Source organism: Amaricoccus sp. (assembly GCF_047602525.1).
Lineage (GTDB): Bacteria > Pseudomonadota > Alphaproteobacteria > Rhodobacterales > Rhodobacteraceae > Amaricoccus.
The window spans coordinates 2274685-2297531 of record NZ_JASGHB010000001.1; the positions used below are offsets into that span (position 1 = coordinate 2274685).

Sequence of the window (22847 nt, forward strand, 5' to 3'; positions counted from 1 at the left end):
TTCAGGCGCTGATCGGATCCGCCACCTGGATCAGGCAGTCGCCGGCCTGGCTGTCGCAGTGCAGCCGGTGCGAGATGACGATGCCGCCTTCGGCGAAGCGCAGCGGCTCCTCGGGCCGGTCGAGGCTTTCGAGATCGTGGTACCAGCCGGCGAGGTCCCCGGCCGCGACCGTCGCGCCGAGCGGCACGACGGGCTCGAACCATCCGCGCCGCTCGCCGTAGATACCCTGGCTGTGGCGCGACAGGGACAGGAGTTGCAGCGGGCCCGGGGCGGGGAGCGGACCGCGGGAGAGGACGGGGGCGTCGATGAGGCCGAGGGCGAGGAGGAGGCGGTCGATGGTGGCCGCCGTGAAGGCCATGGTCTGCGGCGTGACCGTGCCGCCGCCGCCGAACTCGCCGGATAGGCCAATCGCGCCGGCGCGGCCGGCGGCGCCCATCGACGTCGGCGCCGCCGGGCCGTTGTCGGCCACGAAGGCGTGCGATGCCCCCATGGCGCGCATCAGGTCGAGGGCGCGCTGGAAGCGGGCGGCGCCGGCCTGACGCTCGATGAGCGTGCAGGGCAGGTGCGCCATCGAGCTCCCGCCCGAGTGGAGGTCGAGGACGACGTCGTGGGCCCGGAAAAGCTCCGCTTCGAGGAAGTGGGCGAGGCGTGCCGTCGGCGTGCCGGCCGGGTCGCCGGGGAAGGCGCGGTTGAGGTTACCGCCGTCGAAGGGGGAGCAGCGCCTGGCCGCCATCACCGCCGGCAGGTTCGCCAGCGGCAGGATGGTGACGGCGCCACGAAGCTTCGACGCGTCGAGGGCGCGCATGAGCCGGCCGAGGAGGAGTTCACCCTCGTACTCGTCGCCGTGGTTCCCCGCCATCAGCAGGAGCCCCGGCCCATCCCCGTTCTTCAGGCGGAGGACGGGGATGCGGATCTGATAGTAGGGCGATCGGTCGACCGAATAGGGGATCGTGATGTGGCCGCCCTGCCGGCCCTCCCGCGTGAAGTCGATCGGATTGGTGATGCCGCTGTGCATGGTGCCTCCGGGCCGGCCGCCCTCAGAGGGCCGCGATAGCCGTCATCTCGACGCGAAGGTCCGGATCGGCGAGGCGCGCCTCGACGCAGGCGCGCGCCGGCGGATTGTCGCGGTCGACCCACGTATCATAGACGCTGTTCATTGCGTCGAAATCGACGATCGCCGGCAGGAAGACGTTGACGGCGAGGAGCCTCGAGCGGTCGGTGCCGGCCTCCTTCAGCAGCGTGTCGATCCTGGCGAGGACGTCGGCGGTCTGGGCCTCGATGCCGGCCTTGCGGTCGTCCGCAACCTGGCCGGCGATGTAGACGAGGCCGCCGCAGGCGACGGCCTGGCTCATGCGCGAGCCCTTCTGGAAGCGCTGGATCAACATGGTCCCGGGTCCTTTCAGGCGGGGTCAGCCGAAGCTGGTGAGGTAGGCCGTCGTCACCCGGTGGTTCGGGGCGAGACCGTAGAGGATGGCGTGCCGGTCGAGGCAGGTGCAGGGATGCGAGATGCCGAACTCGATCACGTCGCCGACGCGGACGTCGCTTCCGGCCGGGAGCTGGACGAAGGCGTGCTGGTCGTTCAGCCGCAGTGTCTCGGCGGCGGCAAGGCCGGCGGTCGGCACCCCGTCGCGGTAGAGCGCCAGCGGGATCGGCAGTCCCTGGTCGTTGGCGACGTCGCGCAACCCCATGCCGCAGATCGCGAGGCCGGTCTCCGGGCGGGACAGGACCTCGGACCAGAGCCTGAGGGCGGGGACGAACGCCCTTGACGCGGAGCGCGCCGTGCCGCCGACCACGAAGCCGCCGCGGGCGTCGAGGCCGGCGAGGCCGCGCTCGTAGATGCCGTGATCGTGGAAGAAGATCGCGCCGCTGCGCAGGACGAGGCGGCAGTCGGGGTCGGCGGCGACCGCCCTGCCCAGCCCGTCCAGCACCATGTCGAAGAAGACCGACCCGCCGGCGGTGACGATCAGCGGGCGCTCGGCACCGACGCGCGCGCGGACCTGCGGGAGGAAATCGGCTGCGAGGGCCATCAGTCCCGTGATGCAGCTCGCGGTCTCGGCGGAGTCGGCCGTTGCCGCGGCACCCTCGTAGGCGGCGATCCCCGTCAGGCGGAACGTCGGTGTCTCGCTGGCAAGGATGGCGTCGAGAATGGCGGTCGCCGTGGCCGTGTCGCGCGCGCCGGCGCGGCCGGCGCCGAACTCCACCAGGAGGCCGAGCGGGGGCAGGTCGCCGCGCTCACCCCAGGCCGTGCGGAGCGCGGCTGCGACGTCGAGCGAGTCGACGAAGACGTGCAGCTCCGCGTCCGGGAAGCCGGCGGCCACGGCGGCGAGGCGGCGGGCGGCGGCCCGTCCGCCGATCTCGTTGGCGAGGATGAGCCGACGCAGGCCGGACCGGAGCAGCACGCCGGTCTGGCGGATGTCCGCGGCGGTCGCGCCCCACGCGCCCGCCGCGACGAGCCGCCGGGCGATCGCCGGGGCCATCGGAGTCTTGGCGTGCGGGGCGATCGCGAGGCCGTGGTCGCGCACGTAGTCCATCATCGCCGTCACGTTGCCGGCGAAGGCCGCCTCGTCGAGCGAGATCAGCGGCAGGGCCATCCTGCCGTCGTAGGGCTTCCAGCCCTGCGCGCCGATGGCATCGAGCGGGAGCGGCGGGTGCCCAGGCGGGAAGCCGCGGACGCGGTCGTCGATCAGCGGGTCGGGTGCGCTCTGAATCACGTCAGACATTCGTTTCTCCCCTGCTGGTGAGCCCGAGCCGGTAGGTGTCGTTCGCCGTGGTGAAGAACAGGGCGCGCTGCTCGTCTTCGGACAGCGGCTCGGCCACCCTGCGGAAGACCCCGTAGACCTCGTCGAACGTCGCGTGAAGACCGGCGACGGGGAAATCGCTGGCGAACATGCAGCGCGACGGGCCGAAGCTCGCGAGGCAGTGCTCGACCACCGGGTGGAGGCTGTCGAAGGTCCAGTCGTTGTCATAGGCGACAAGGTCGGAGATCTTCAGTCGGACGTTCGGCTCGGCCCCGAGGAGCGCGAGGCCGCGGCGCCAGAGGGCCATGCCCTCCGCCGTGCGGTCGGCCGGGCTGCCGCCGTGGTTCAGGACGAAGAGCGTGTCCGGGAAGGCCCGCATCAGGTCGCCGGCCTCGTCCATCTGCCAGGGATAGAGCATCAGGTCGAAGGTGAGGCCGAGCGGCGCGAGGCGGGCGAACCCCGCCCGCCATGCAGGGTCTGTCATGCGGGCCGGGTTGGGCGCAAAGCTCTTGCCGGGCTCGGGATGCCAGCTGACGATGTCGCGGATGCCGACGACGCGCGGGTTTGCGGCCTCCCGCTCCAGAAGCGCCGGGGCCTCGGTCGCGTGGAGCGGGACGCGGGCGACGTAGCGGCACGCGATGCCGTCCGCGTGGTCGAGGTCGTCGAGCCAGCGGGTTTCCTCGAGGGGGTGGTCGTCGGACCAGCCGGCCTCGACGTGGACGGTCGCGACCACGTTCTGGCGGGCGGCGTCGGCGCGGTAGTCCGCGACGCCGTAGGTGCACAGGATCGGGGCGAGGCTGCCGAAGACCATCTCCTCGCCCTCGTCGCGGGCCTGTTCCAGCCACGGGTGGCGCTTCAGGGAGAGATCCCAGAGGTGATGGTGCGGGTCGATCACCGGACCGGAATAGCGCGTCATCGACGCGCCTCGCGCCCGGAAATCAGCAGCAGCGCGAGGATGAGCGTGCCGAACATGATCGACCGCCAGCCCGGCGAGGCGTTGACCACGGTGATGAGCGCCGTTGCCGTCACCAGCAGGATCGCGCCCGGGATGGTGCCGGCGTAGGTGCCGCGCCCGCCGAGGATCGAGGTCCCGCCGAGGACGACGGCGGCGATCGAGGTGAGAAGGTACGGGTCGCCGATGCCGACGTAGCCCTGGCGGTTCATCCCGAGCAGCAGCACGCCGGCGAGCCCGGCGAAGAAGCCGGAGAGTGCATAGAGGACGAGGGTGTTGCGGATGAGGCTGACGCCGGACAGCCGCGAGGCGAGCGGGTTTGCTCCGATCGCGAGGAAGCGCGCGCCGATCGGCATGCGGTGGATGAGGAGCAGCACGACGGACGAGACCACGACCCAGAGCAGGACGCCGGCCGGAACGCCGAACGGCCGCGCCTGACCGAGCAGGATGACGGCCGGGTTCTGCACGGTCACGGCGCTGCCGCCGGCGACGATGACGAGGAGCCCTTGCAGGAAGGTCGCCATGGCGAGCGTCATGATGATCGGCGGCACGCGGAGGTAGGTCGCGCCGGCGCTGTTCAGAAGGCCGATGCCGACCGCGATGGCGAGCGCCGCACCGACGCCGACGAGCCCGGTCGGATCCCAGGCGGGCGAGATCAGCGGCACGAGGATCGCCGTGACGGTGATCACCGCGCCGACCGACAGGTCGATGCCGCCCATGAGGATGACGAGGGTCTGCCCGGCGGCGGCGATGCCGATCACCGCGGCGAGTTCGAGCAGGTAGCGGAGATGCCCGTAGGCGCCGAAGCCGCGCAGGGTGAGGCTCGCGACGATCCAGACCAGCGCCACGAGGATGAAGGTGAGGAGCGGCGGGTTGCGAAGCGCGGCCTTGACGATGCTCACCGGCCCGCCCTCCCCTGTGCGACCAGTTCCGGTATGGCGACGGCGCCGACGATGATGAGGCCCTGCGCGACGTACTGCGCGACGGGCGGGAAGCCGAGGAAGAACATGACGTTGATCATGACCGAGAGGAGCAGGCTGCCGCAGATCGCGCCGCGCATCGTGCCCTTCCCGCCGAGGAAGCCCACCCCGCCGAGCACCGCGGCCGCGATCGAGTTCAGCGTGAACGGCGTCCCGATGACCGGATCGCCCGAGCCGGTCTGCGCGGCGACGAAGAGGCCGGCAAGCGCGGCGAGCAGGCCCGAGAGCGCGAAGGACACGATCTTCACCCGCTCGATCGGCGCGCCGGAGCGGAACGCCCCGAGGGGGTTGTCGCCGGCCGCGTAGATGCCGAGTCCAAGGGGGGTCGCGAGGAAGACCTTCCAGAGCACGACGATGGCGACGAGGAGCAGGAAGGCGACCGGCGTGTGCCCGGCGAGCGCATTCGACAGCCACTCGGGTACGGAGCCGCCCGGGCGCGGCAGGAGGATGAGCGCGATGCCCGCGATGATGAACGAGCCGGCCAGCGTGACGATGATCGCCGGAAGCCGGAGGTGGGCGACGATGACGCCCGTGACTGCACCGATCGCGAGCCCGGCGGCAGCGACGGCAACGAGCCCGCCGGGAACGCCGGACGCGCCACCCATCGTGGTCGCGGCGATCACGGCGCCGAGGCTGACCAGCGGGCCGATGGCCAGCGTGATGCCGCCGTTCAGCATCAGGATCGCCTGTGCCATGGTGACGAGCGCCAGCGGGAACCAGTTCTGGGTGAACTTGGAGAAGCCGCCGATGGTCAGGATGCCCGGGAAGAGCACCGCGTAGAGCACGAGGAACGCGGCGACGACCAGGTAGAGCCCGCCGAGACCGCGGTTGCGCCGGCGCTGGATCGCGCCGTAGAGCCAGCCCGGAGCGGCGGCGCTCACAGCGCGCCCTCCCGGACGCCCATGGCCGCGCCGACGATCGCTTCCTCGGTGATCTCGCCGCCGGTCAGCTCCGCGGCGATCCGGCCCTCGCGCAGCACCACGACGCGATCGCAGAGGTTGACGAGTTCCGGTGTGTCGGAGCTCGCGAGGACGACGAGCCGTCCCTCGGCCGCGAAGCTTCGCAGCATCAGGTAGATCTCGCGCTTTGTCTCGATGTCGACGCCGCGGGTGGGGTCGTTGAGCAGGAACACGCCCGGGTCAAGCGGCAGCCATTTGGCGAGCGCGACCTTCTGCTGGTTTCCGCCGGACAACGCCTGGACCGGACGCGCGACGTCGCCCTTGATCGACAGTCGCCGCGCCAGCTCGGCGACGAGCCCGCCCTCGGCCCGCCGCTCGCGAAAGCCGCCGCGCGCCAGCCGCCCGAGCGACGGCAGGACGATGTTCGAGGCAATGGAGTGGGGCAGCACCAGCCCCTCGCGCTTGCGGTCGGCGGGGACGTAGACGATGCCCGCCGCATTCGCGGCGGCGACCGTGCCCGGCAGGCCGGGTCTCCCGTCGAACTCCGCGCGGCCCGCCCGCGCCGCAGCGGCACCGTAGAGCCCGAGGAGCAGGTCCTCCTGCCCCTGGCCGACCAGCCCGCCGATCCCGACGATCTCTCCGGCGCGCGCGCTGAAGGTCGCCTCCCGCACGAGGCCGACCGAAAGATCCTCGACGCTGATCCGCACCGGGCCGGGCGCAGCGGGCAACCGCGGGGGAAACAGCTCGCCGGTCTCGCGACCGACCATCAGCTTCACGAGGCCTCGGCCGTCGATGCCGGCGAGCGACTGGTCCGCGGTCACCACGCCGTCCTTCAGCACGGTGACGTGGGAGCAGAGAGCCCGCACCTCGTTCAGGCGGTGGGAGATGTAGAGGAGCGCGACCCCGCGATCGCGGAGCGTCGCGATCACGCGGGCGAGAATCCCCGCCTCGTGCGCCGAGAGCGACGAGGTCGGCTCGTCGAGGATGAGGACGCGCGGGTTGCGATAGAGCGCCTTGGCGATCTCGACCATCTGGCGCCGGCCGAGGGCGAGGTCGGCGACCGGCGTGTCAGGCGCCTCGGTGAGCCCGACCATCGCGCAGACCCGGGCCACGCCCGCGTGCAGCGCCGCATAGTCGATGAGGCCGAAGCGCCGCGGATAGGCGCCGAGGCCGATGTTCTCCGCGATCGACAGGTCGCCGGCGAGGCTCAGTTCCTGCTGGACGACGGCAATCCCCGCCGCCCGCGCGGCGGCTGGCGTGAGGTGCGCGACCGGCGCCCCGTCGATGGCGATCGTGCCCGCGTCCGGTTCCAGCGCGCCGGAGAGGAGATTGATCAGCGTGGACTTTCCGGCCCCGTTCTCCCCGAGCAGGGCGTGTACCCTGCCGGGGAAAAGGGCGATGTCGACGCCCTCGAGAACCGGATTGCCGAAGAAGCTCCTGAATACCTGCCGGGCTTCCAGCAGGGGCGTGGCGCCCTCCATGGCAGTGTCCTTCGACGGGCTTACTGGGCGAGCAGCTTGTCGAACAGCGCCCGATCATACTCGGAGTAGATGTAGCCGTCGGCCGGGAACTGGTCGGCACGGGCGAGGTAGCTGTCGATGGTGCTGTCGTCGATGATGGGCAGCGGCACCTTGACGAAGGCCGGCACGTCCTTGCCCTCGAGCGCCTGGACCGCGGTGTAGACGGAGAGCGCGCCGAGCCAGTTCGGCTGCATCGTCGCCCAGCCCTTCAGGCCCTTCTCCTTCCACAGCTCGAGGAACTGGCGCGCGTTCTCGCCGGTGATCGGCACCTGCTCGCGGCCCTGGCGGTCGAAGGCGAGAACCGAGCCGGCCGAGAGGGCGCCGCCGAGCGACAGGATGCCGTCGATCTCCGGGTTGGCGAAGAGCAGGCTTGTCATCGCCTCCTGCGCGGGGGCGACGTTGTACTCGGTGTTGGTCTCGGTGATGACCTCGATATCCTTGTTGGCGTCGAGCACCGGCTGGGCGCCCTTGCGGCGATCGTCGCTGACCGAGATGCCAGCCGGGCCGTTCATGACGATGATCTTGCCCTTGCCGCCGAGCTGGTCGACCAGCCACTGCGCGGCCGTTCCACCCCATTCATTGGAGTTGGTGTTGATCTTCGCCGTGACCTTGTCGGTATCGACGAGGCTGTCGAAGTTCACCACCGCGATGCCCTTGTCGCAGGCATCGGAGATGACGCGATCGAGCGCGGTGGACGAGCCGGCGATGACGACGATGGCGTCGACGTCCGCGTCGATCATCGACTGGATCTGCTGGATCTGCGTCTGAGCGTTGCCCTGGGCGTCGGTGATGACGAGGTCGTCGACGAGGCCGGCCTTCTTCAGCTCATCGACCTCGGCGGCGATCGTGCCTTCGGTCTGCTTCATCCAGGTGGGCACCGAGTAGATGTTGGCCCACCCGACCGTGTAGGGCGCCTTGCGGTCGCCCTTGATGCAATTCGCGGCGGCGGACGCGACCCCGGCCGACAGGACGAGCGCGACGCCCGCCGTCGCTACGACCCCGAAGGCATTATTAAGCGATTCAAGCGGCTTAAGTTTGCTTTTCATCATGCCGGCACCCCCTTGTTGTCCACCAACATCTGCACCGAAGCGGCATCCGCGACCTCGGGCAGACCTGCATGATAACGTTATCTTCGCGCATTCATTTCTGTCAATGACAGCGTTATCATAATGACTTATAGTGCGTTCGCGGCGGCGCATGTCTGCGCCGTATCGAGGGAGAGCGATGGGGAGCGATACCGAACCGGGCGATGCGGGCTTCGTCTATGACGACGTCGTGCGCATACCCGACGCGCGAGCGCCCGGGGGGCTCGACGCCGCGGAAGGCGCCGACGGCCCGGCGCGGCGGGCGAGCCTTGCCGACGTCGCGCGGCTGGCCGACGTGTCGCCCATTACCGTCTCGCGGGCGCTTCGCCAGCCCGGGAGGGTGAGCGCGGACAAGCGCCAGCGCGTGCAGCGCGCCGTCGAGCAGACGGGATACCGCATCAATCCCTACGCCAGCATCCTGAAGAGTGGCCGGTCGAACATCGTGCTCGCCTTCGCCTCCAACCTGATGAGCGAGCAGTTCTCGCTCGCCCTGCAGGCCTGCGCCGAGGTCTTCGAGACGGCCGGATATCTCTTTCTCATGGGACAGACCTCCTACTCCTACGAGCGCGAGACCGCCGCCATCCAGGCGCTGCACGCGATGAAGCCCGCCGCGGTCATGTTCACCGGCGTCATCGAGCTCGAAGCCAACCGCGAGGTTCTGCGCGCGCTCGACATCCCGATCATGGAGACCTGGGCGCTCCCGAGGGACCCGATCGACATGCTCGTCGGCTTCTCCAACACCGAGGCCGGACAACTCGCCGCCGAGGTCCTGTTCGCAAAGGGCCACCGCAGGGTCGCCTACATCGGCCGCCGGGGCGGGCGGGGGGCGTTGCGGCTGCAGGGGTTTCGCCGGAGATGCGGCGAACTCGGCATGGAGATCGTCCGCGAGCTTCTCGTCGACGAAGTGACCGGGCTGTCGCAGGGCCGGGCCTGCCTGTCCGCCACGGTCGCCGCGGGCGCCGAGATCGACGCGGTTTTCTGCAGCAACGACGTGCTCGCTCTCGGATGCCTCATGGAGGCGCGCCGCCTCGGCATCTCGATCCCCGGCAGCCTCGGGATACTCGGTTTCGGCGAGAGCGACATCGCGGCGGAGATCCCGCCCGGGCTCACGACGATCGGGATCGACAGCGCCGGCCTCGGACGGGAAGCCGGAGAGATGCTCCTCGCGCGCCTATCGGGCGAGGCCGTCGAGGTGAAGGTGAGGCGCATGGACCTTCTCGTCCGCGACCGGGGGAGCGTGTGAGATCCGTTCCGGCTGCGCGCGCAGTGGACCAACGCATTGTGTTAATTTAGGAACTCTGGTTCTTCCAGCCATCTGGCAAGGTGGATCCACGGCGGCTCGGAAGGGCCACAATGTGCACGGATCGAGATGGACGGTCGGTGGCGAGGCTCGGTCGTCCGCTGACATCGGCGCCCGGACGATGCCCGCGCGCGTGCGGCCGCGCTTCCCGGAGGGCGTGGACCGCTCACACGAAGCGTGTCGCGAAGAAGGGCCTCGGGTTCACCACCGGAGCCTCTCCCGTGATCATCTCGGCGAGGAGGCGCCCGGTCACCGGCCCGAGCGTCAGGCCCTGGTGGCCGTGGCCGAAGGCGAACCACAGGCCCCGGTGCCGCGGCGCCGGTCCGATGACCGGCAGCATGTCGGCGGTGCAGGGACGCGAGCCCATCCACGGGGCCGGGTCGAGCCGGGCGCCGAGCGGGAACATCCGCCGCGCCACCGCCTCGTCGAGCGCCAGTTGCCGCGGCGTCGCCGGGGCGTCCTGCAGCGCCAGCTCCGCGCCCGTAGTCAGCCGGATCCCCTTGCGCATCGGGGCGAGGAGGTAGCCGGTCTCGAGATCGGCGAGCCAGTTCCCGAGCGGCCTGCCCGGCTCGCCGGCGTAGTGCATGTGGTAGCCGCGCTTCACGAAGAGCGGCAGGCGGTAGCCGAGTGCCCGGGTCATGCCCGCCGCCCACGGTCCGGTCGCGATCACCACCTCCGCCGCCTCGATCGGGCGGGCGCCGGCCATGACGCGCCAGCCCGCGCCGGCCGCCCGCGGCACCGCGGCCTCGCCCTGCACGAGCGTGCCGCCCGCCGCGACGAAGGCGTCGGCGTAGGCCGCGACCAGTGCGGCCGGCTCGCGCACCGTCCACGTGTCGGACCAGTGGACGGCGCCGGCCATCCGCTCCGTCAGGTGCGGTTCCAGCCGGGCCACCCCGTCGCCGTCGAGCACATCGAACCGGACGCCGAAGTCTCGCCCGCGCGCTTCGGCATCCGCCACCGCCGCGGCGAGCGCCGGCCCGGTGCGGAAGGCGTCGTACCAGCCATCCTTGCGGATCAGCGCCTCGGCGCCGGCGAGCGCCACCAGCGCTGCGTGCTCGTCGAGGCTGCGCTCGATCAGCGTCGCGTAGGAGCGCGCGATCGGGGCATGCGCGACGGCGCCGAGTTCCACCAGTACCGCGCGAGACACCCGGCGGTCGCGGGCAGTGCCCGCCAGTGGTAACTGATGTCCGCGCCCCGCCGCGCCAGCACCGCCGCGAGCTTGCTCGCGCGCCGCGGGAAGCCGTAGGGCACGACCGCCTCGTGCTGGATGACGCCGGCATTGCCGAAGGAGGTGCCGTGCCCCGGCAACCCCTTGTCGACCAGCACGACCGAGCGGCCGCGCCGTTGCAGGTGCAGCGCGACCGAGACGCCGACGAAGCCGGCGCCGATGACGACGACATCGCTCACGCCGCGACGGATCGCCGGCCGGCGGCGATCTCGGCGAGGTTGTCGCGCAGGTGCTCGGCGGCGCGGAGCGCGAGGGCCGAGATCGTCGGCGTCGGGTTCACGACGCCGCCGGTGGCGAGCACGCTGCCGTCGAAGATCAGCAGGTTCGGCACGTCCCAGCACTGGTGGTGCTTGTCGACGACCGAGGTTTCGGGATCGTCGCCCATGCGACAGCTGCCGATCATGTGCCAGGCGGGCGTGCGGTAGACGCCGTTCTCGTCGCGGTAGTCCTGGAAGGCGACGTCGAAGGCGCCGGCGGCGCTCGCCACGTCGGCCAGACGGTCGAGCATGTAGTTCATCATCCGGCGGTCGTTCTCGCCCGGCGCGTAGTGCATCCGGGTGACGGGCACGCCGTCCGCGTCGCGGCGGGTGTCGTCGAGGTAGACGCGGTTCTCGGGGTTCGGCAGGTCGTCGCCGATGGCGAAGAGGCCGATCGAGTGGCCGAAGCGGCGGTCCATCCAGTCGTGGTGGCCTGCCCCCCACGGCGCGCGGGTGCCCGAAAGCCAGCCGGTCGCCATCTCGCCGGCCGAGGGGCTGGAGGTCAGGCAGTTGAAGTTGAAGCCGTTGACGAAGCCGCGGGAGATGTCGGTCTCGGCGAACTCGCGGCTGAAGAGCGAGGCGACATAGCCCGTCTGGCCGTCCACCTGCTCGTCCACCCAGAACTGCGCCGCGACGAGGGTGTGGTGGAGGAGGTTGCGCCCGACCATGCCGGACTGGTTCGCGAGGTCGTCCGAGGCGAGGAGGAGCCGCGGGGTGCCGACGCCGTTCGCGGCGAGGACGATGGCGCCCGCCGGCTGGAACCAGGTGTCGCCGGTCAGGCGGTCCTTGACGAGGACGCCGGTGGCGCGGCCGTCACGGCCGGTCTCGATGCGGAGCACGCGGGCGTGGGTGCGGAGCTTCGCGCCTGCGGCGAGCGCGCGGGGCCAGACGGACTGCGAGTAGAGGCTCATCGAGCCGCGCGGGCAACCGTTGCAGAGGCCGCAGTTGTTGCAGGCCGGGCGGCCGGCGTAGTCCTCGGAGATGACGCCGGCCTCCGCCGGCCACCAGTGCCAGCCGAGCGCGTCGAACGCGTCGGCGAGGCGGCGCGCGGGCTTGGTGAACGGCAAGGGGCCGGTCGGGCAGGCACCGCGCGGCGGCATCGCCGGGTCGCCGCTGAGGCCGCTGACGCCGAGGAGGGCGTCCACGCGCTCGTAGTACGGCGCGATGTCCTCGTAGGTGATCGGCCAGTTCGGCTGCAGGCCGTGCTCGTCCCCCTTGCGGAAGTCCGAGGGGCGGTAGCGCGGCCAGATCGCGCCGTAGGCGTTGGTCGAGCCGCCGACGCCGTTCCACATCAGCGGATGGCTCGAATCGCTGTCCACCGGATAGTCGTCCGGGTGGGTGCGGGCCATCACGTCGGGGTTCCAGCGGCTGGCGCGCTGCCACGCCCAATCGACGTGGGCATGGGCGAAGTCGCCGGGCTCGACCCAGCCGCCCTGCTCGAGGCAGAGCACGTCGTGGCCGCCCTCGGCGAGGGTGAGGCAGGCGAGCGCCCCGGTGGCGCCGGAGCCGATGACGAGGACATCGACGGGGTCTGTGCGGGTCATCGGTTCACGCCCCAGGCGGTGGTGATGCGGGTGTCGAGCTCGAGCGGGGCCGGGTCGACCGGGCGGATGGCGTCGGTCGGGACGTAGTGGCCGCGGTTGTGGCGCGGGTAGTCGCGCGCGCGGTCGAACGCCGGCAGGTCGTAGCCCGAGAGATGCGGGCGCAGGCGGTAGGGCCGGCCACTGGCGTCGATCAGCGCCACGACGAGCGGGTGCTCGTAATAGGCGAGGTAGAGGATGTCGCGGATCTGGCCGAAGAAGGCCGGCTCCGCCGCCTCGAAGGTCGCGACGACGAGGGCGCGGGCGTCGGGAGCGAGCCCGTCGAAGGGCGCGCCGGCAGCGACGAGCGCCTCGACGAGGCGCGGGAGCGCCCCGTCGCCGTAGCGCTCGGCGAGGCGCCCGGCCAGCGGGTGCTGGACGCCGAGCGTGCCGCCGGAGGGCCAGTCGCCGTCTCCGGGGAGCATGACGTCGGCGAAGTCGCGCAGCAGCGCGGGCGTCCGCGCGAGGGGGAGGGGTCGGGAGTCCTTGCTCATGGCTGGGGTCGTCCGCTTCTCACGCTGGCAGGGGGATGGAGATCAGGCGCAGGTCGGTCATCGCTTCGAGCGTGTGGCGCCCGCCGATGCGGCCGAGGCCGCTGACGGTGCCGGCGCCGCCACCGAAGGGGAGGTGGATCTCCCAGTAGGTGCTCGACCCGTTGACGTTGACGATGCCGGCGGAGAGCGCGCCGGCCATGGCGATCGCCTTCGGCACGTCGGCGGAGAAGATGCCCGTGCTGAGGCCGTAGCTGGTATCGGTCGCGACCCGCATGAGCGCCTCGTCGTCGGCACAGGCGACGATCGGCACGACGGGCCCGAAGGTTTCCTCGCGGGCGAGGGCCATGTCGGGGGTGACGTCGCGGATCACCGTCGGCTCGTAGAAGAGCGGCCCGAGGTCGGGGCGGGTGCGGCCGCCGGTCAGCACCTTCGCGCCCGCGGCGACGGCGGCGTCGACGTGGGCGACGATCTTGTCCAGCACCTTCGGGTTGTTGAGCGGGCCCATGGTAGTGCCCTGGTGGAAGGGGTCGCCGAGCACCTGCGCCTCGGCGACGGCGACCATGCGCGCGGCGAGGTCGTCGACGACGCTCGCGTGGGCGAGGACGCGCCCCGTCGCGGCGCAGACCTGGCCGGAGTTGAAGAAGGCACCGCCGGCCGCTTCGGCCGCGGCCTTGGTGAGGTCCGCGTCGGCGCGCACGATCACCGGGCCGTTGCCCCCGAGTTCGAGCAGCATCGGCTTGCCGGCGCCGCGCTCGGCGATGCGGCGGCCGGTGGCGGTGGAGCCGGTGAAGCCGATGCCGTGGGTGCCGGGATGGGCGACGATCTCGTCGCCGACCGTCGCCCCCTCCCCCACCACGAGGTTGAGGAGCCCGGCCGGCAGGCCAGCGGCTGCGAGGACGCGGGTGAACTCGACGGCGACGAGCGCGGTCGTGGGCGCCGGCGCCCAGACCACGGCATTGCCGGTGGCGAGCGCCGGGGCGATGTACTCGACGGGGATGTTGACCGGAAAGTTCCACGGCGTGATGACGGCGTAGACGCCGCGCGGGGCGCGGCGGGTCATCACCAGCATCCCCGGCGTCTCGACCGGCAGGGTCTCGCCGCCGAGGTATTTCACCTGCTCGGCGGCCATGCGGAAGCCGTCTGCGGCCTTGCGCACCTCGCCGAGCCCCTGCGCGAGCGGCTTGCCCTGTTCCAGCGAGAGGATGCGGCCGAGGCGTTCCGCCGCGCCGTCGATGGCGCCGGCGAGGGCGACGCAGAGCGCGGCGCGCTCCCACGCCGTCTTCGCTCCCCACGCGGGTTGCGCGGCGTTGGCGGCGGCGACGGCGCGGCCGGCGGTGGCGCGGCTGCTCCGCGGCAAAATCGCGATGGTCTCGCCGGTGGCGGGGTTCAGGGCCGGCATCGTCTCCGGCTCGGTTTCCCAAGCGCCACCGATGTAGTTGGCGGGCGTCTCGGTGATGAGGTCGCTCATGCGGGGATAGCCTCTGCCTTCTGGAACCAGGAGCCGCCGATGACGCAGCCTTCGGCGAAGATGCGCTCGGGCACGGTGACGATCTCGCCGCAGACGTCGGCGAGATCGAAGCTGCCGCGCCGCAGCGACAGGATGCTGGCGTCGCCCGGGCTGCCCGGCTTCAGCGTGCCGAGCTCGGTCCGGCGCAGCGCCTTGGCCGGCGCCTCGGTCGAGGCGCGGACGATCTCGGAGAGCGACATGCCGAGCGGCAGGAACTTCGAGAGCGTCGTCACCTGATCGAAGGCCGGCCCGTCGATGCAGAGCGCGTGAACGTCCGACGAGATCACGTCGGGCGGAAAGCCCGCGGCCATCATCGCCCGCGCCGTCCCCCAGCCGAACGAGCCCATGCCGTGGCCGATGTCAAAGATCACGCCGCGCTCGCGCGCCGCGAGCACCGCGTCCTTGACCCGGCCGTCGCCGTGGACGGGAGCGTTCGGGAAGGGGCGGAAGCAGTGGGTGAGCACGTCGCCGGGGCGGAGCATGTCGACGACCGCCTCGTAGGAGGGCGGCGGCTCGTCGATGTGGCACATGAGCGGCAGGCCGGTCTCGTCGGCGACCTGAAGCGCGCTGACGAGGGGGGCGATCCGGGTCGGGCCGCTGGCGTGGCGGCCGATGCGGATCTTGATGCCGATGATCGTCTCGGGATCGGACAGCGCCACCGCCACCGCGTCGCGCTCGGCCATCAGCCGGGGGTCGTGACCCTCCCCGACCATGATATTGCGCGAAAAGCCGTAGATGCCGGCGAAGGAGACATGCAGGTAGACGAGGATGCGTGCCCTCGCCGGCCCGATGACATGGGCGCGGAAGCCCGGGTAGTTGCCCGGCCCGGCGCTGCCGGTATCGACGCAGGTGGTGACGGCGCTGGCGCGGGCGTAGGCGTCGGGGTCGATTCCGAGGGAGGTGCCGCCCCAGTAGACGTGGGTGTGCAGGTCGATGAGGCCGGGCGTGACGACAAGCCCGGTCAGGTCGCTGGTCTCGGTCCCGTCGGGGAGGCCCTTGCCGATCGCGGCGACCTTGCCCGCCGCGAACGCGACATCCATCACGCCGTCGAGGTCCTGCGACGGGTCGATCACGCGGGCGTTCTTCAGGACGAGGTCGAAACTCATGGGACCGGCACTCTCTGTCAGAGGTTGGGAAGTGCTGCGCCGCTGGCGGCGTCGAAGCGATAGACACGCTGCGCCGGCGCGCGCAGCGTCAGGGTCTCGCCGAGGGCGAGGCCATCGGGCTCGGCGACCGTGGCCTTGACGATCTGGCCGCCCACCTCGACGTCGAGAAAATGGACCGGCCCCGCCGGCTCGATCAGCACGAGCCGCCCGTCGAGGCGGAAGCGGCCGTCGTCGGCGGTGTCGCCGGGGCCGAGGTCGTGGGGCCGGACGCCGACCGTCACCGCCGCCGACCCGCCGAGGCCGTCACCGGGAAGAAAGTTCATCCGCGGCGAGCCGATGAAGCCGGCGACGAAGCGGTTCGCGGGCGCGCGGTAGACCGTCATCGGGTCGGCGAACTGCTGGAGACGGCCGCCGTCCATGACCGCGATGCGGTCGGACATCACCATCGCCTCCTCCTGATCGTGGGTGACGAAGATCACCGTGACGCCGAGCTCGCGCTGGAGGCGACGGATCTCGGTGCGCATGTGGACGCGGAGGCTGGCGTCGAGGTTCGAGAGCGGCTCGTCCATGAGGAGCGCAGCCGGGTTGCGGACCACGGCCCGCCCCACCGCAACCCGCTGGCGCTGGCCGCCCGAGAGGTCGGCCGGGGCGCGGTCGAGAAGCGCGGTGACGCCGAGCATGTCGCCGGCCCACTTCACCTGCGCCGCGATCGTCGCCTCGTCGACGCCCTGCTGGCGCAGCGGGAAGGCGATGTTGTCGCGCACGCTCATGTGTGGATAGAGCGCATAGTCCTGGAAGACGAGCGCGACGTTGCGGTCGCGCGGAGCCCGGGCGCTGAAGTCCTGGCGGTCGAAGCAGATCCGCCCGCCCGAGATCGCCTCGAGCCCGGCGATGCAGTAGAGCAGCGTCGACTTTCCGCAGCCCGAGGGGCCGAGAAAGGAGACGAACTCGCCGTCGCCGATCTCGAGGTCGAGCCCATGCAGCACCGGCGTGTCGTTGTAGGTCTTGACGACGCTTTCGATCTGGATCGAGGCCATGGGCTATCCCTTGACGGCGCCGGACAGCGCCCCTTGGACGAGGTATCGCTGGAAGACGAAAGCGATGACGACGGGTGGCAGCACCGAGAGCACCGAGGCCGCGAACATCGGGCCGTATTCGTAGAAGCGCGCCTGTTGCAGGAACCCCGAGAGCACGACCGGGATCGTCTGCGCGTCTGGCGTCGAGGTCAGGATCATCGCGAAGAGGAACTCGTTCCACGACACGAGGAAGCCGAAGATCCCGGCGGCGACAAGCCCGGGCCGGATGACCGGCAGCAGCACCTTGCGCATCATCGCGAAGCGCGAGCAGCCGTCGATCATCGCGGCACGATCGAGGCTGACCGGCACCGCCTCGAAGGTGCTCTTCATCATCCAGGCGGTCAGCGGCAGCAGAATCGAGAGCTGGGCGATGACGAGGCCGGTGCGGGTGTCGATGAGGCCCGCGGCCTTGAACAGCACGAAGAACGGCAGGACGAGGGTCAGCGCCGGCACCATCCGCGTGAGGAGCAGGCCCCAGAGACCGATGCGGAACGCCGTGGCGCGCGGGTAGCGGGCGAAGGCGTAGCCCGCGAAGGGCGCGACGAGGAGCGTGACGGCGACAGCCGCCACGCCGACGATCAGCGAGTTGAGGAGCGAGAGCGGAACGCGGCGGGCCTGTACCGAGGTCGTCTCGCCGCCGCCGGTGTCGGGCAGGAGCACGGCGCGGAAGTTGTCGAGGGTGATCGCCGAGGGGATGACCGAGGGCGGCGTGCGGATCAGGTCGCCCGGCGGCGTCAGGCTCATGGTGAGGAGGAGGAGCACCGGCAGCGCCGACCAGAGCAGGATGGTGACGGCCCCTGCCCCGAGCCCGACGCGCCCGAGGACCGCCCGCGTCCCCGGCGACAGGCGCTCGCGGAAGACCGGGCGCGGAACCGCGACCATGATGGCGCGGGCGCGGCGGGTGGCGGTGGCGAAGTCGTCGTCCGGCGGGACGGCGACCGACTTCGCCTTGCGCGCCCGCGGCCCGAGGACCAGCACGTAGACGATGGCGAGCCCGAAGCTCAGCGCCGTCAGCAGGTAGAGGATCGCCGCCCCCTCGCCGAAGCGCAGGAACTGGAACGAGGTGACGTAGCCGATCCAGGCGAGGACGGTGGTCGCCGCACCCGGGCCGCCGCGGGTCATGATCCAGATGATGTCGAAGGCCATCAGCGCGTTGATCGTGGCGATGATCGTAGCGAAGAGGAGCGAGGGCTTCAGCCAGGGCAGCGTGATGCTGCGGAAGCGGGCCCAGGCGGTGGCCCCGTCGAGCATCGCCGCCTTGTGCAGGCTCGCGGGCATCGACTGGAGGCCGGCGAGGAGAATGAGCGCGGTCAGCGGCGCCTGGTTCCAGACATGGGTGAGCGCGACGAGGTTCAGCGCGCGCGTCCCATCGCCGAGCCAGGCCGTGGCGAAGGCGCCGAGGCCGAGGTCGTGGAGGAGGCCGTTCAGCGAGCCGATGTCGCCGGCGTAGACGAAGGACCAGAGCACGCCGATCGACACCGGCGCCATCGCCCAGGGCACCAGCATGATCGAGCGCAGGAGGCCGCGGCCAGGAAAGGCGCGGTCAAGGACCAGCGCCATGCCGAGGCCGACGAGCGTGGTGCCGACCACCGCGAAGGCGGCGAAGTAACAGGTCCGCCCAAGGGCGCCCCAGACCGCCGGGTCGGAGAGCACCTTGGTGAAGTTGTCGAAGCCGACGAAAGTGGTCTTGCGGGTGATCGGGTTGGAGCGATGCACCGCGAGCCAGACGGAGTGCCCGAGCGGCAGGCCGACGACGACGAGCACGAGAAGCAGCGTCGGCGCCGCGGCGGCCCAGGCGAAGGCCGGCGGCCTCGGCCCGCAGTCGCGGGCGGGACGCGGTGCCGCGGGGGCGGAGTCGATGGACATGGCGGTCATGGCGCGCTCCATCGGATGGAAGGGACGCGCCGGCGCGGGGGAACGCCGGCGCGGCGGGGGCTCACTGATACTGGGCCTTGAGTTCGGCGGCCTTGGCGGAGAGGAGGCCGACGAGCGCATCGGTTTCGCCGGTGCCGCGGATGTAGTCCTGAGTCTGCTGCATCATGTAGAGATCCCATTCCGGGAACCAGATCGTCTTGGCGATCTTGCGGGCCGTCGCCTTCTCGAGCTGGGCGCTGGAGACGTCGAGGTTGCGCCACTGCTCGAAGCTCGCCACCACCTCCGGGTCGGTCATGATCTCGCGGTAGGCCGAGCCGAGGCCGAACTCGAGCGCCCAGCGCTTGATGACGTGGTACTGGCCGTCGCTCGACTTGCCGCCGAAGAAGCGGAGCATGTTCCACACCCGGCCCGCGTCGACATTGGCGCCCATGAGATAGACCGCCGTCCACGCGAAGGTCGACTGGGTGGCGCCGGGCATGAGGGCGTTCGACACCTTGCCGGCGATCTTCGACAGCGCCGGGTCGTTCGCGACCTTCTGGTTGTAGTCGTGCATGAACTGGAAGGTATGGCGGCCGCTGCAGAAGGCGGGGACACCCTCGTTCGGCTGGGTCATGATGTCGGGGGCGACGAGCCCCTCGGCATAGAGCGTGCGGAAGGTCTCGAGCACGGTGCGCAGCGCCGGCTCGTCGACGAAGGTGCCCTCGGCGTCGAAGACCCTGGCGCCCTCGGAGTACCAGGCGCCGAACAAAGTCCACGACAGCTCCGGCCACTTCTGGCCCCAGGCGCCGTTGAACGGCGCGTCGGAGACGCCGTCCTTCTTGAGCTTGCGGCAGGCGTCGAGCAGCGCGGCGAAGCTCGTCGGCACGTCGATCTTCTGGGTCGCGAGCGTCTCCTCGTTGAAGACGAAGGCGAGGTGGCCGGCGTAGTAGGGCATTGCGGCGAAGCGGCCGTCAGGCAGCGACAGGGAGTCGAGGCAGACGGGGAAGATGCCTTCCTTGATCGTCGCGACGTCGGGCAGGCCCTCGAGGTCGCGCGTCCAGCCGGCGGCGTGCCAGCGGGCGACGCGATCCTCCTCGGCGTACATCATGTCGATCTTCTGGCCGCCGATGAGCTTGGTCTCGACGATCGGGTGATAGTCGCCGCTCACGAGCTCGTAGGAGACGTTCTCGTCGTAGAGCTTCGAGAAGATGGCGACGTTCTCCTCGACGATCTGCGGCTGGAACTGCCAGCCGATGAAGGAGATGGGCGTCGCCGGCTTGGCGACGGCGCGCCCGCCGGCGGCGGCGAGTGCCGACAGCGCGAGTCCGCCCCGCAGCACCGCGCGGCGCGATGCCATGAACTGTTCGACCGATCAATTCATGCTTGACCCCCGTTGATCCAAGGCGCCGACGGCGCACGCGCTGGCGAAATGCTACGGACGTCCCGGATGACCTGCCAAGAAAAATTTATATTTCTGGATCACTTTTGATGTCGATCGCCGCACTGCCTGGGCGAAAGGCGCTTTCATGATCGAAAATTGAACTTTTCAGTCCGCCAGCGGGCGATCGAGCTCGCCGTCGATCTCGGAGACGAACTGCTGCTTGAGTCGGCGAAGCGTCTCCATCGCCCGCGGCCGGATGCGGATCGCCGCGGCGAAGGCCAGCACGTCGATGACGAAGAGGAAGCCGTAGCGGCTGGAGGTGGGGCCAAGCACGTCGCCGTTGTCCGGCACGCGGCAGGGGAGCAGGATGTCGACCCCCTCGGCCAGCGACGAGCCGGGCGCGGTGATCGCGATCGTCGTCGCACCGTATTCCCGTCCGACGCGGGCGGCGGTCAGGAGCGGGCCGTTCTCGCCGCCGAGGGAGACGCAAAGCACCACGTCGCCGCGGCCGAGCGTGGCGGCGAACATCGTCGCCATCGTCCCGTCTCGGCAGGGCACGACCCGAAGACCGATGCGAAACAACCTGTTCTGGATCTCGTCGACGAGCCAGCTCGACACGCCGCCGCTGCCGAAGGCATAGATCACGCCGCCGGAAAGCAGCGCGTCGAGCGCGCGCTCGACGGCCTCCGGCGGCAGCTGGTGGTCGGCGGCGATCAGTGCGGATTGCGCCCGGGCGAGCAACTCCGCGCGCACGCCCTCCGCCGTCCGCGGCGGATCGGTCGGCGCGAGATAGCGCGACCCGACGCGCATGCTGCCCATGATCCTGAGCTTGAGTTCGCGGAGGCCGTTGCAGTGCACGAGGCGGCAGAAGCGGGTGATCGTCGGAGCGGAAACCCCGATCCACGGCGCGAGATCCTCGATCGGCTTTTCCGCGAACGTGTGGGGCGCGCGCAGGATGGCCTGGGCGATCTTGCGTTGTGACCGCGACATCTCGGGCTCGGCGTCGCGGATACGCGCGAGAATGTCCCCCGACGCGCCGTCCGAATGAGTGCCCGAGTTCACCATGCTGTCCCGTCCGTGCGCGCAAAGGTTCGATATTCTGATCAAGAATGAAGCGGCAGCACAAGTTACGCGAAGGCTCCGTCAATCTCGACGCGAGCGACGGGGCGCGAGCGCAGAGACACCCGGGGTTCCAGCGTCTCGTCAGTCCTCGAGGCCGAGTTCCTCGCCGATCTGGTCGACGAGGGCGTCGCGCTGCAGGGCCGCGTCGCCGAGGCGGGCGAGGAGGGCGACGGCGAGGAGGCGGATCACGCTGAGTGCCGCGGTATGGCTCGGGACGCGGGCATAGGTTGCGGCGTGGGTGCCGATCGCGAGCGTCGACCAGCGGCGAGCGCCGGCAAGGTGCTGCGCGTCGGTGATGGTGACGACGGCCGTCCGCGCGGTGCGGGCATGGCCGGCAAGCGCGCGCACCGCACGGCGCCCCGGGTCGGTCGCGAGGAGGAGGAGAACGTCGCGCGGGCCGGTCATCGCCGAATCCTCGGCCCAGCCGCCCGGGCCGCCGATCAGGTGGACGTCGGGCCGGAGCCGCGCGAAGGCGGCGCGCGCGACCCGGGCGAGGCCCTCCTCGGCACCGATCCCGAGACACCAGAGCCGCGGCGCCTGCGCGATCAGGCGCGCGGCCTCGCTCAGCGTGTCCGAGCGCATCTCCTCGAAGGTCCGGGTGAGGTTGGCGAGCTCGAGTTGCAGGTGGTCGGCGAGCGCACGCCCGGGTGTCACCGTCTCCGGCCCCGGCGAATAGGCGTAGGGCTCGGTGCGGTTGCGCTCCTCCCGCGCCTGGGTCTTGGCCTCGTCGAAGTCGGTATAGCCGAGATTGCGGAAGAAGCGGGCGGCGGTGGCCTTGGAAACGCCCGAGAGACTCGCAATCTCCGTGGCGCTGTGGGTTTCGATCAATGTCTGATTCTCGAGCAGCACGGCGGCGATTTTCTGCTCAGTCGGCGTCAGGCGCGGCCTTTTCTCCTGAATTCTGAGGGTTAGCCGGGTCGCCATCGCGTCGATCTGCCTCCGGGGTCGCGCACCGCGCCGCTTGCGGGACTGAAACAATCGTTTCATAATTGTTGAAACGACCTGAAACACCAAGGGCGATCATGTCGAAGCCAAGCCTCATCCGCCAGCAGATTTGGGGGCGCCTGCACGACGTGGCGCGGCCCGACACCCGCTTCCACCTGAACTTCGCCGAGGTGATCCCCGACTTCGAGGGGTCGGAGGCGGCGACTGACCGCGTCGCCGCGCTGCCCGCGTACCGCGACAGCCGCTTCGCCTTCGTCACCCCCGACAACTGCCTCGTCGACCTGCGCCGGCGGATGATCGCCGCGGGCAAGCCGTTCGTGATGTCGACCTACGGCATCTACCGCGGCTTCCTTCTCGTCGAGCCCGGCATGGTGCCGGAGGGGGCGGAACTCTACGCCGCCTGGCTCGACGGGATGGAGCATTTCGCCCGGCCGGTGAGCCTCGCCGAGATCGCGGCGCGCGGGCGCTTCGACTTCATGGTGACGGGCGCCTCCGCGGTCTCGATCGACGGCGTCCGCTTCGGCAAGGGGCACGGCTTCTTCGACCTCGAGTGGGGGATGTTCACCGACCTCGGCCTCGCCGACGAGACGACGCCGGTGGTCGCGGTCGTCCACGACTGCCAGGTGGTCGGGGAGCCGCTGACCCCGTCCGCCACCGACATCCTCGTCGACCTGATCGCGACGCCGACCCGGCTCATCGAGGTCGGCCGCCGCGCCCATCGGCCCCGCGGGATCCGCTGGGACCTGCTCGACCCCGAGCAGCTCGCCGCCACCCCGCCGCTCCGCGAGCTGCAGCGCATGCAGGGCCTCGCCTGAAACCTCCG

The 22847-nt window shown here is 70.8% G+C and carries 21 protein-coding genes; 2 read left to right on the forward strand and 19 right to left on the reverse strand.

From position 1 onward, the window contains the following. Position 1: 1 nt before the first annotated feature. The 8 genes from QM699_RS11760 to QM699_RS11795 are packed head-to-tail and all read right to left on the reverse strand — an operon-like array spanning position 2 to position 8135. On the reverse strand, positions 2-1015 hold the full coding sequence (locus QM699_RS11760; RefSeq protein WP_415011294.1) for a succinylglutamate desuccinylase/aspartoacylase family protein: 1014 nt from the start codon (positions 1013-1015) through the stop codon (positions 2-4). A gap of 22 nt (positions 1016-1037) precedes the next feature. Further along, a complete protein-coding gene (locus QM699_RS11765) occupies positions 1038-1385 on the reverse strand; it encodes a RidA family protein (protein WP_415011295.1) in 348 nt (115 codons plus the stop codon). Between the two features lie 24 nt (positions 1386-1409). Further along, positions 1410-2720, reverse strand: coding sequence for an alanine racemase (locus QM699_RS11770; RefSeq protein WP_415011296.1), 1311 nt, complete (start codon positions 2718-2720; stop codon positions 1410-1412). After that, complete coding sequence (locus QM699_RS11775) at positions 2713-3654, reverse strand: amidohydrolase family protein (RefSeq protein WP_415011297.1); 942 nt, start codon at positions 3652-3654, stop codon at positions 2713-2715. Before QM699_RS11775 ends, QM699_RS11770 begins: the two co-directional genes overlap by 8 nt. Continuing rightward, positions 3651-4592, reverse strand: coding sequence for an ABC transporter permease (locus tag QM699_RS11780; protein WP_415011298.1), 942 nt, complete (start codon positions 4590-4592; stop codon positions 3651-3653). The genes QM699_RS11775 and QM699_RS11780 overlap by 4 nt, the downstream gene beginning before the upstream one ends. Beyond that, positions 4589-5551, reverse strand: coding sequence for an ABC transporter permease (locus QM699_RS11785; protein ID WP_415011299.1), 963 nt, complete (start codon positions 5549-5551; stop codon positions 4589-4591). Before QM699_RS11785 ends, QM699_RS11780 begins: the two co-directional genes overlap by 4 nt. Next, positions 5548-7050 (reverse strand): sugar ABC transporter ATP-binding protein, encoded by a 1503-nt coding sequence (locus QM699_RS11790; protein ID WP_415011300.1) that lies wholly within the window; start codon positions 7048-7050, stop codon positions 5548-5550. Before QM699_RS11790 ends, QM699_RS11785 begins: the two co-directional genes overlap by 4 nt. 20 nt (positions 7051-7070) lie before the next feature. After that, positions 7071-8135, reverse strand: coding sequence for an ABC transporter substrate-binding protein (locus QM699_RS11795; RefSeq protein WP_415011301.1), 1065 nt, complete (start codon positions 8133-8135; stop codon positions 7071-7073). A gap of 178 nt (positions 8136-8313) precedes the next feature. On the opposite strand from QM699_RS11795, the gene QM699_RS11800 reads away from it, so the two are divergent. Then, complete coding sequence (locus tag QM699_RS11800) at positions 8314-9417, forward strand: LacI family DNA-binding transcriptional regulator (protein WP_415011302.1); 1104 nt, start codon at positions 8314-8316, stop codon at positions 9415-9417. A gap of 223 nt (positions 9418-9640) precedes the next feature. Here QM699_RS11800 and QM699_RS11805 read toward each other — a convergent pair whose 3' ends face one another. The 11 genes from QM699_RS11805 to QM699_RS11855 all read right to left on the reverse strand — a co-directional run bounded on the left by QM699_RS11805 (position 9641) and on the right by QM699_RS11855 (position 22003). Beyond that, positions 9641-10621, reverse strand: a complete 981-nt coding sequence (locus tag QM699_RS11805) for an NAD(P)/FAD-dependent oxidoreductase (RefSeq protein WP_415011303.1) — start codon at positions 10619-10621, stop codon at positions 9641-9643. Next, the gene (locus tag QM699_RS11810; RefSeq protein WP_415011304.1) at positions 10549-10881 is read right to left on the reverse strand and encodes an NAD(P)/FAD-dependent oxidoreductase; all 333 of its coding nucleotides are present in this window, start codon (positions 10879-10881) and stop codon (positions 10549-10551) included. The genes QM699_RS11805 and QM699_RS11810 overlap by 73 nt, the downstream gene beginning before the upstream one ends. Next, positions 10878-12503 carry a GMC family oxidoreductase gene (locus QM699_RS11815; protein ID WP_415011305.1) on the reverse strand — a complete coding sequence of 542 codons (1626 nt, stop codon included), beginning with the start codon at positions 12501-12503 and terminating at the stop codon, positions 10878-10880. The genes QM699_RS11810 and QM699_RS11815 overlap by 4 nt, the downstream gene beginning before the upstream one ends. Further along, complete coding sequence (locus QM699_RS11820; RefSeq protein ID WP_415011306.1) at positions 12500-13033, reverse strand: hypothetical protein; 534 nt, start codon at positions 13031-13033, stop codon at positions 12500-12502. Before QM699_RS11820 ends, QM699_RS11815 begins: the two co-directional genes overlap by 4 nt. 19 nt (positions 13034-13052) lie before the next feature. After that, positions 13053-14501 carry an aldehyde dehydrogenase family protein gene (locus QM699_RS11825; protein ID WP_415011307.1) on the reverse strand — a complete coding sequence of 483 codons (1449 nt, stop codon included), beginning with the start codon at positions 14499-14501 and terminating at the stop codon, positions 13053-13055. Continuing rightward, positions 14498-15646, reverse strand: coding sequence for an amidohydrolase/deacetylase family metallohydrolase (locus tag QM699_RS11830; protein WP_415011308.1), 1149 nt, complete (start codon positions 15644-15646; stop codon positions 14498-14500). Before QM699_RS11830 ends, QM699_RS11825 begins: the two co-directional genes overlap by 4 nt. Positions 15647-15663: 17 nt before the next feature. Continuing rightward, complete coding sequence (locus QM699_RS11835; protein ID WP_415011309.1) at positions 15664-16683, reverse strand: ABC transporter ATP-binding protein; 1020 nt, start codon at positions 16681-16683, stop codon at positions 15664-15666. A 3-nt stretch (positions 16684-16686) separates the two neighbouring features. Next, entirely contained in the window at positions 16687-18597 is a 1911-nt protein-coding gene (locus QM699_RS11840) for an ABC transporter permease subunit (protein WP_415011310.1), read from the reverse strand. A gap of 61 nt (positions 18598-18658) precedes the next feature. Then, positions 18659-19933 carry an ABC transporter substrate-binding protein gene (locus tag QM699_RS11845; protein WP_415011311.1) on the reverse strand — a complete coding sequence of 425 codons (1275 nt, stop codon included), beginning with the start codon at positions 19931-19933 and terminating at the stop codon, positions 18659-18661. Positions 19934-20122: 189 nt separating this feature from the next. Then, complete coding sequence (locus QM699_RS11850) at positions 20123-21019, reverse strand: MurR/RpiR family transcriptional regulator (RefSeq protein WP_415011312.1); 897 nt, start codon at positions 21017-21019, stop codon at positions 20123-20125. A gap of 141 nt (positions 21020-21160) precedes the next feature. Beyond that, the gene (locus tag QM699_RS11855) at positions 21161-22003 is read right to left on the reverse strand and encodes a MurR/RpiR family transcriptional regulator (RefSeq protein ID WP_415011313.1); all 843 of its coding nucleotides are present in this window, start codon (positions 22001-22003) and stop codon (positions 21161-21163) included. A gap of 98 nt (positions 22004-22101) precedes the next feature. On the opposite strand from QM699_RS11855, the gene QM699_RS11860 reads away from it, so the two are divergent. Beyond that, positions 22102-22839, forward strand: a complete 738-nt coding sequence (locus QM699_RS11860) for a 5-formyltetrahydrofolate cyclo-ligase (RefSeq protein WP_415011314.1) — start codon at positions 22102-22104, stop codon at positions 22837-22839. The last annotated feature ends 8 nt before the right edge of the window (positions 22840-22847 follow it).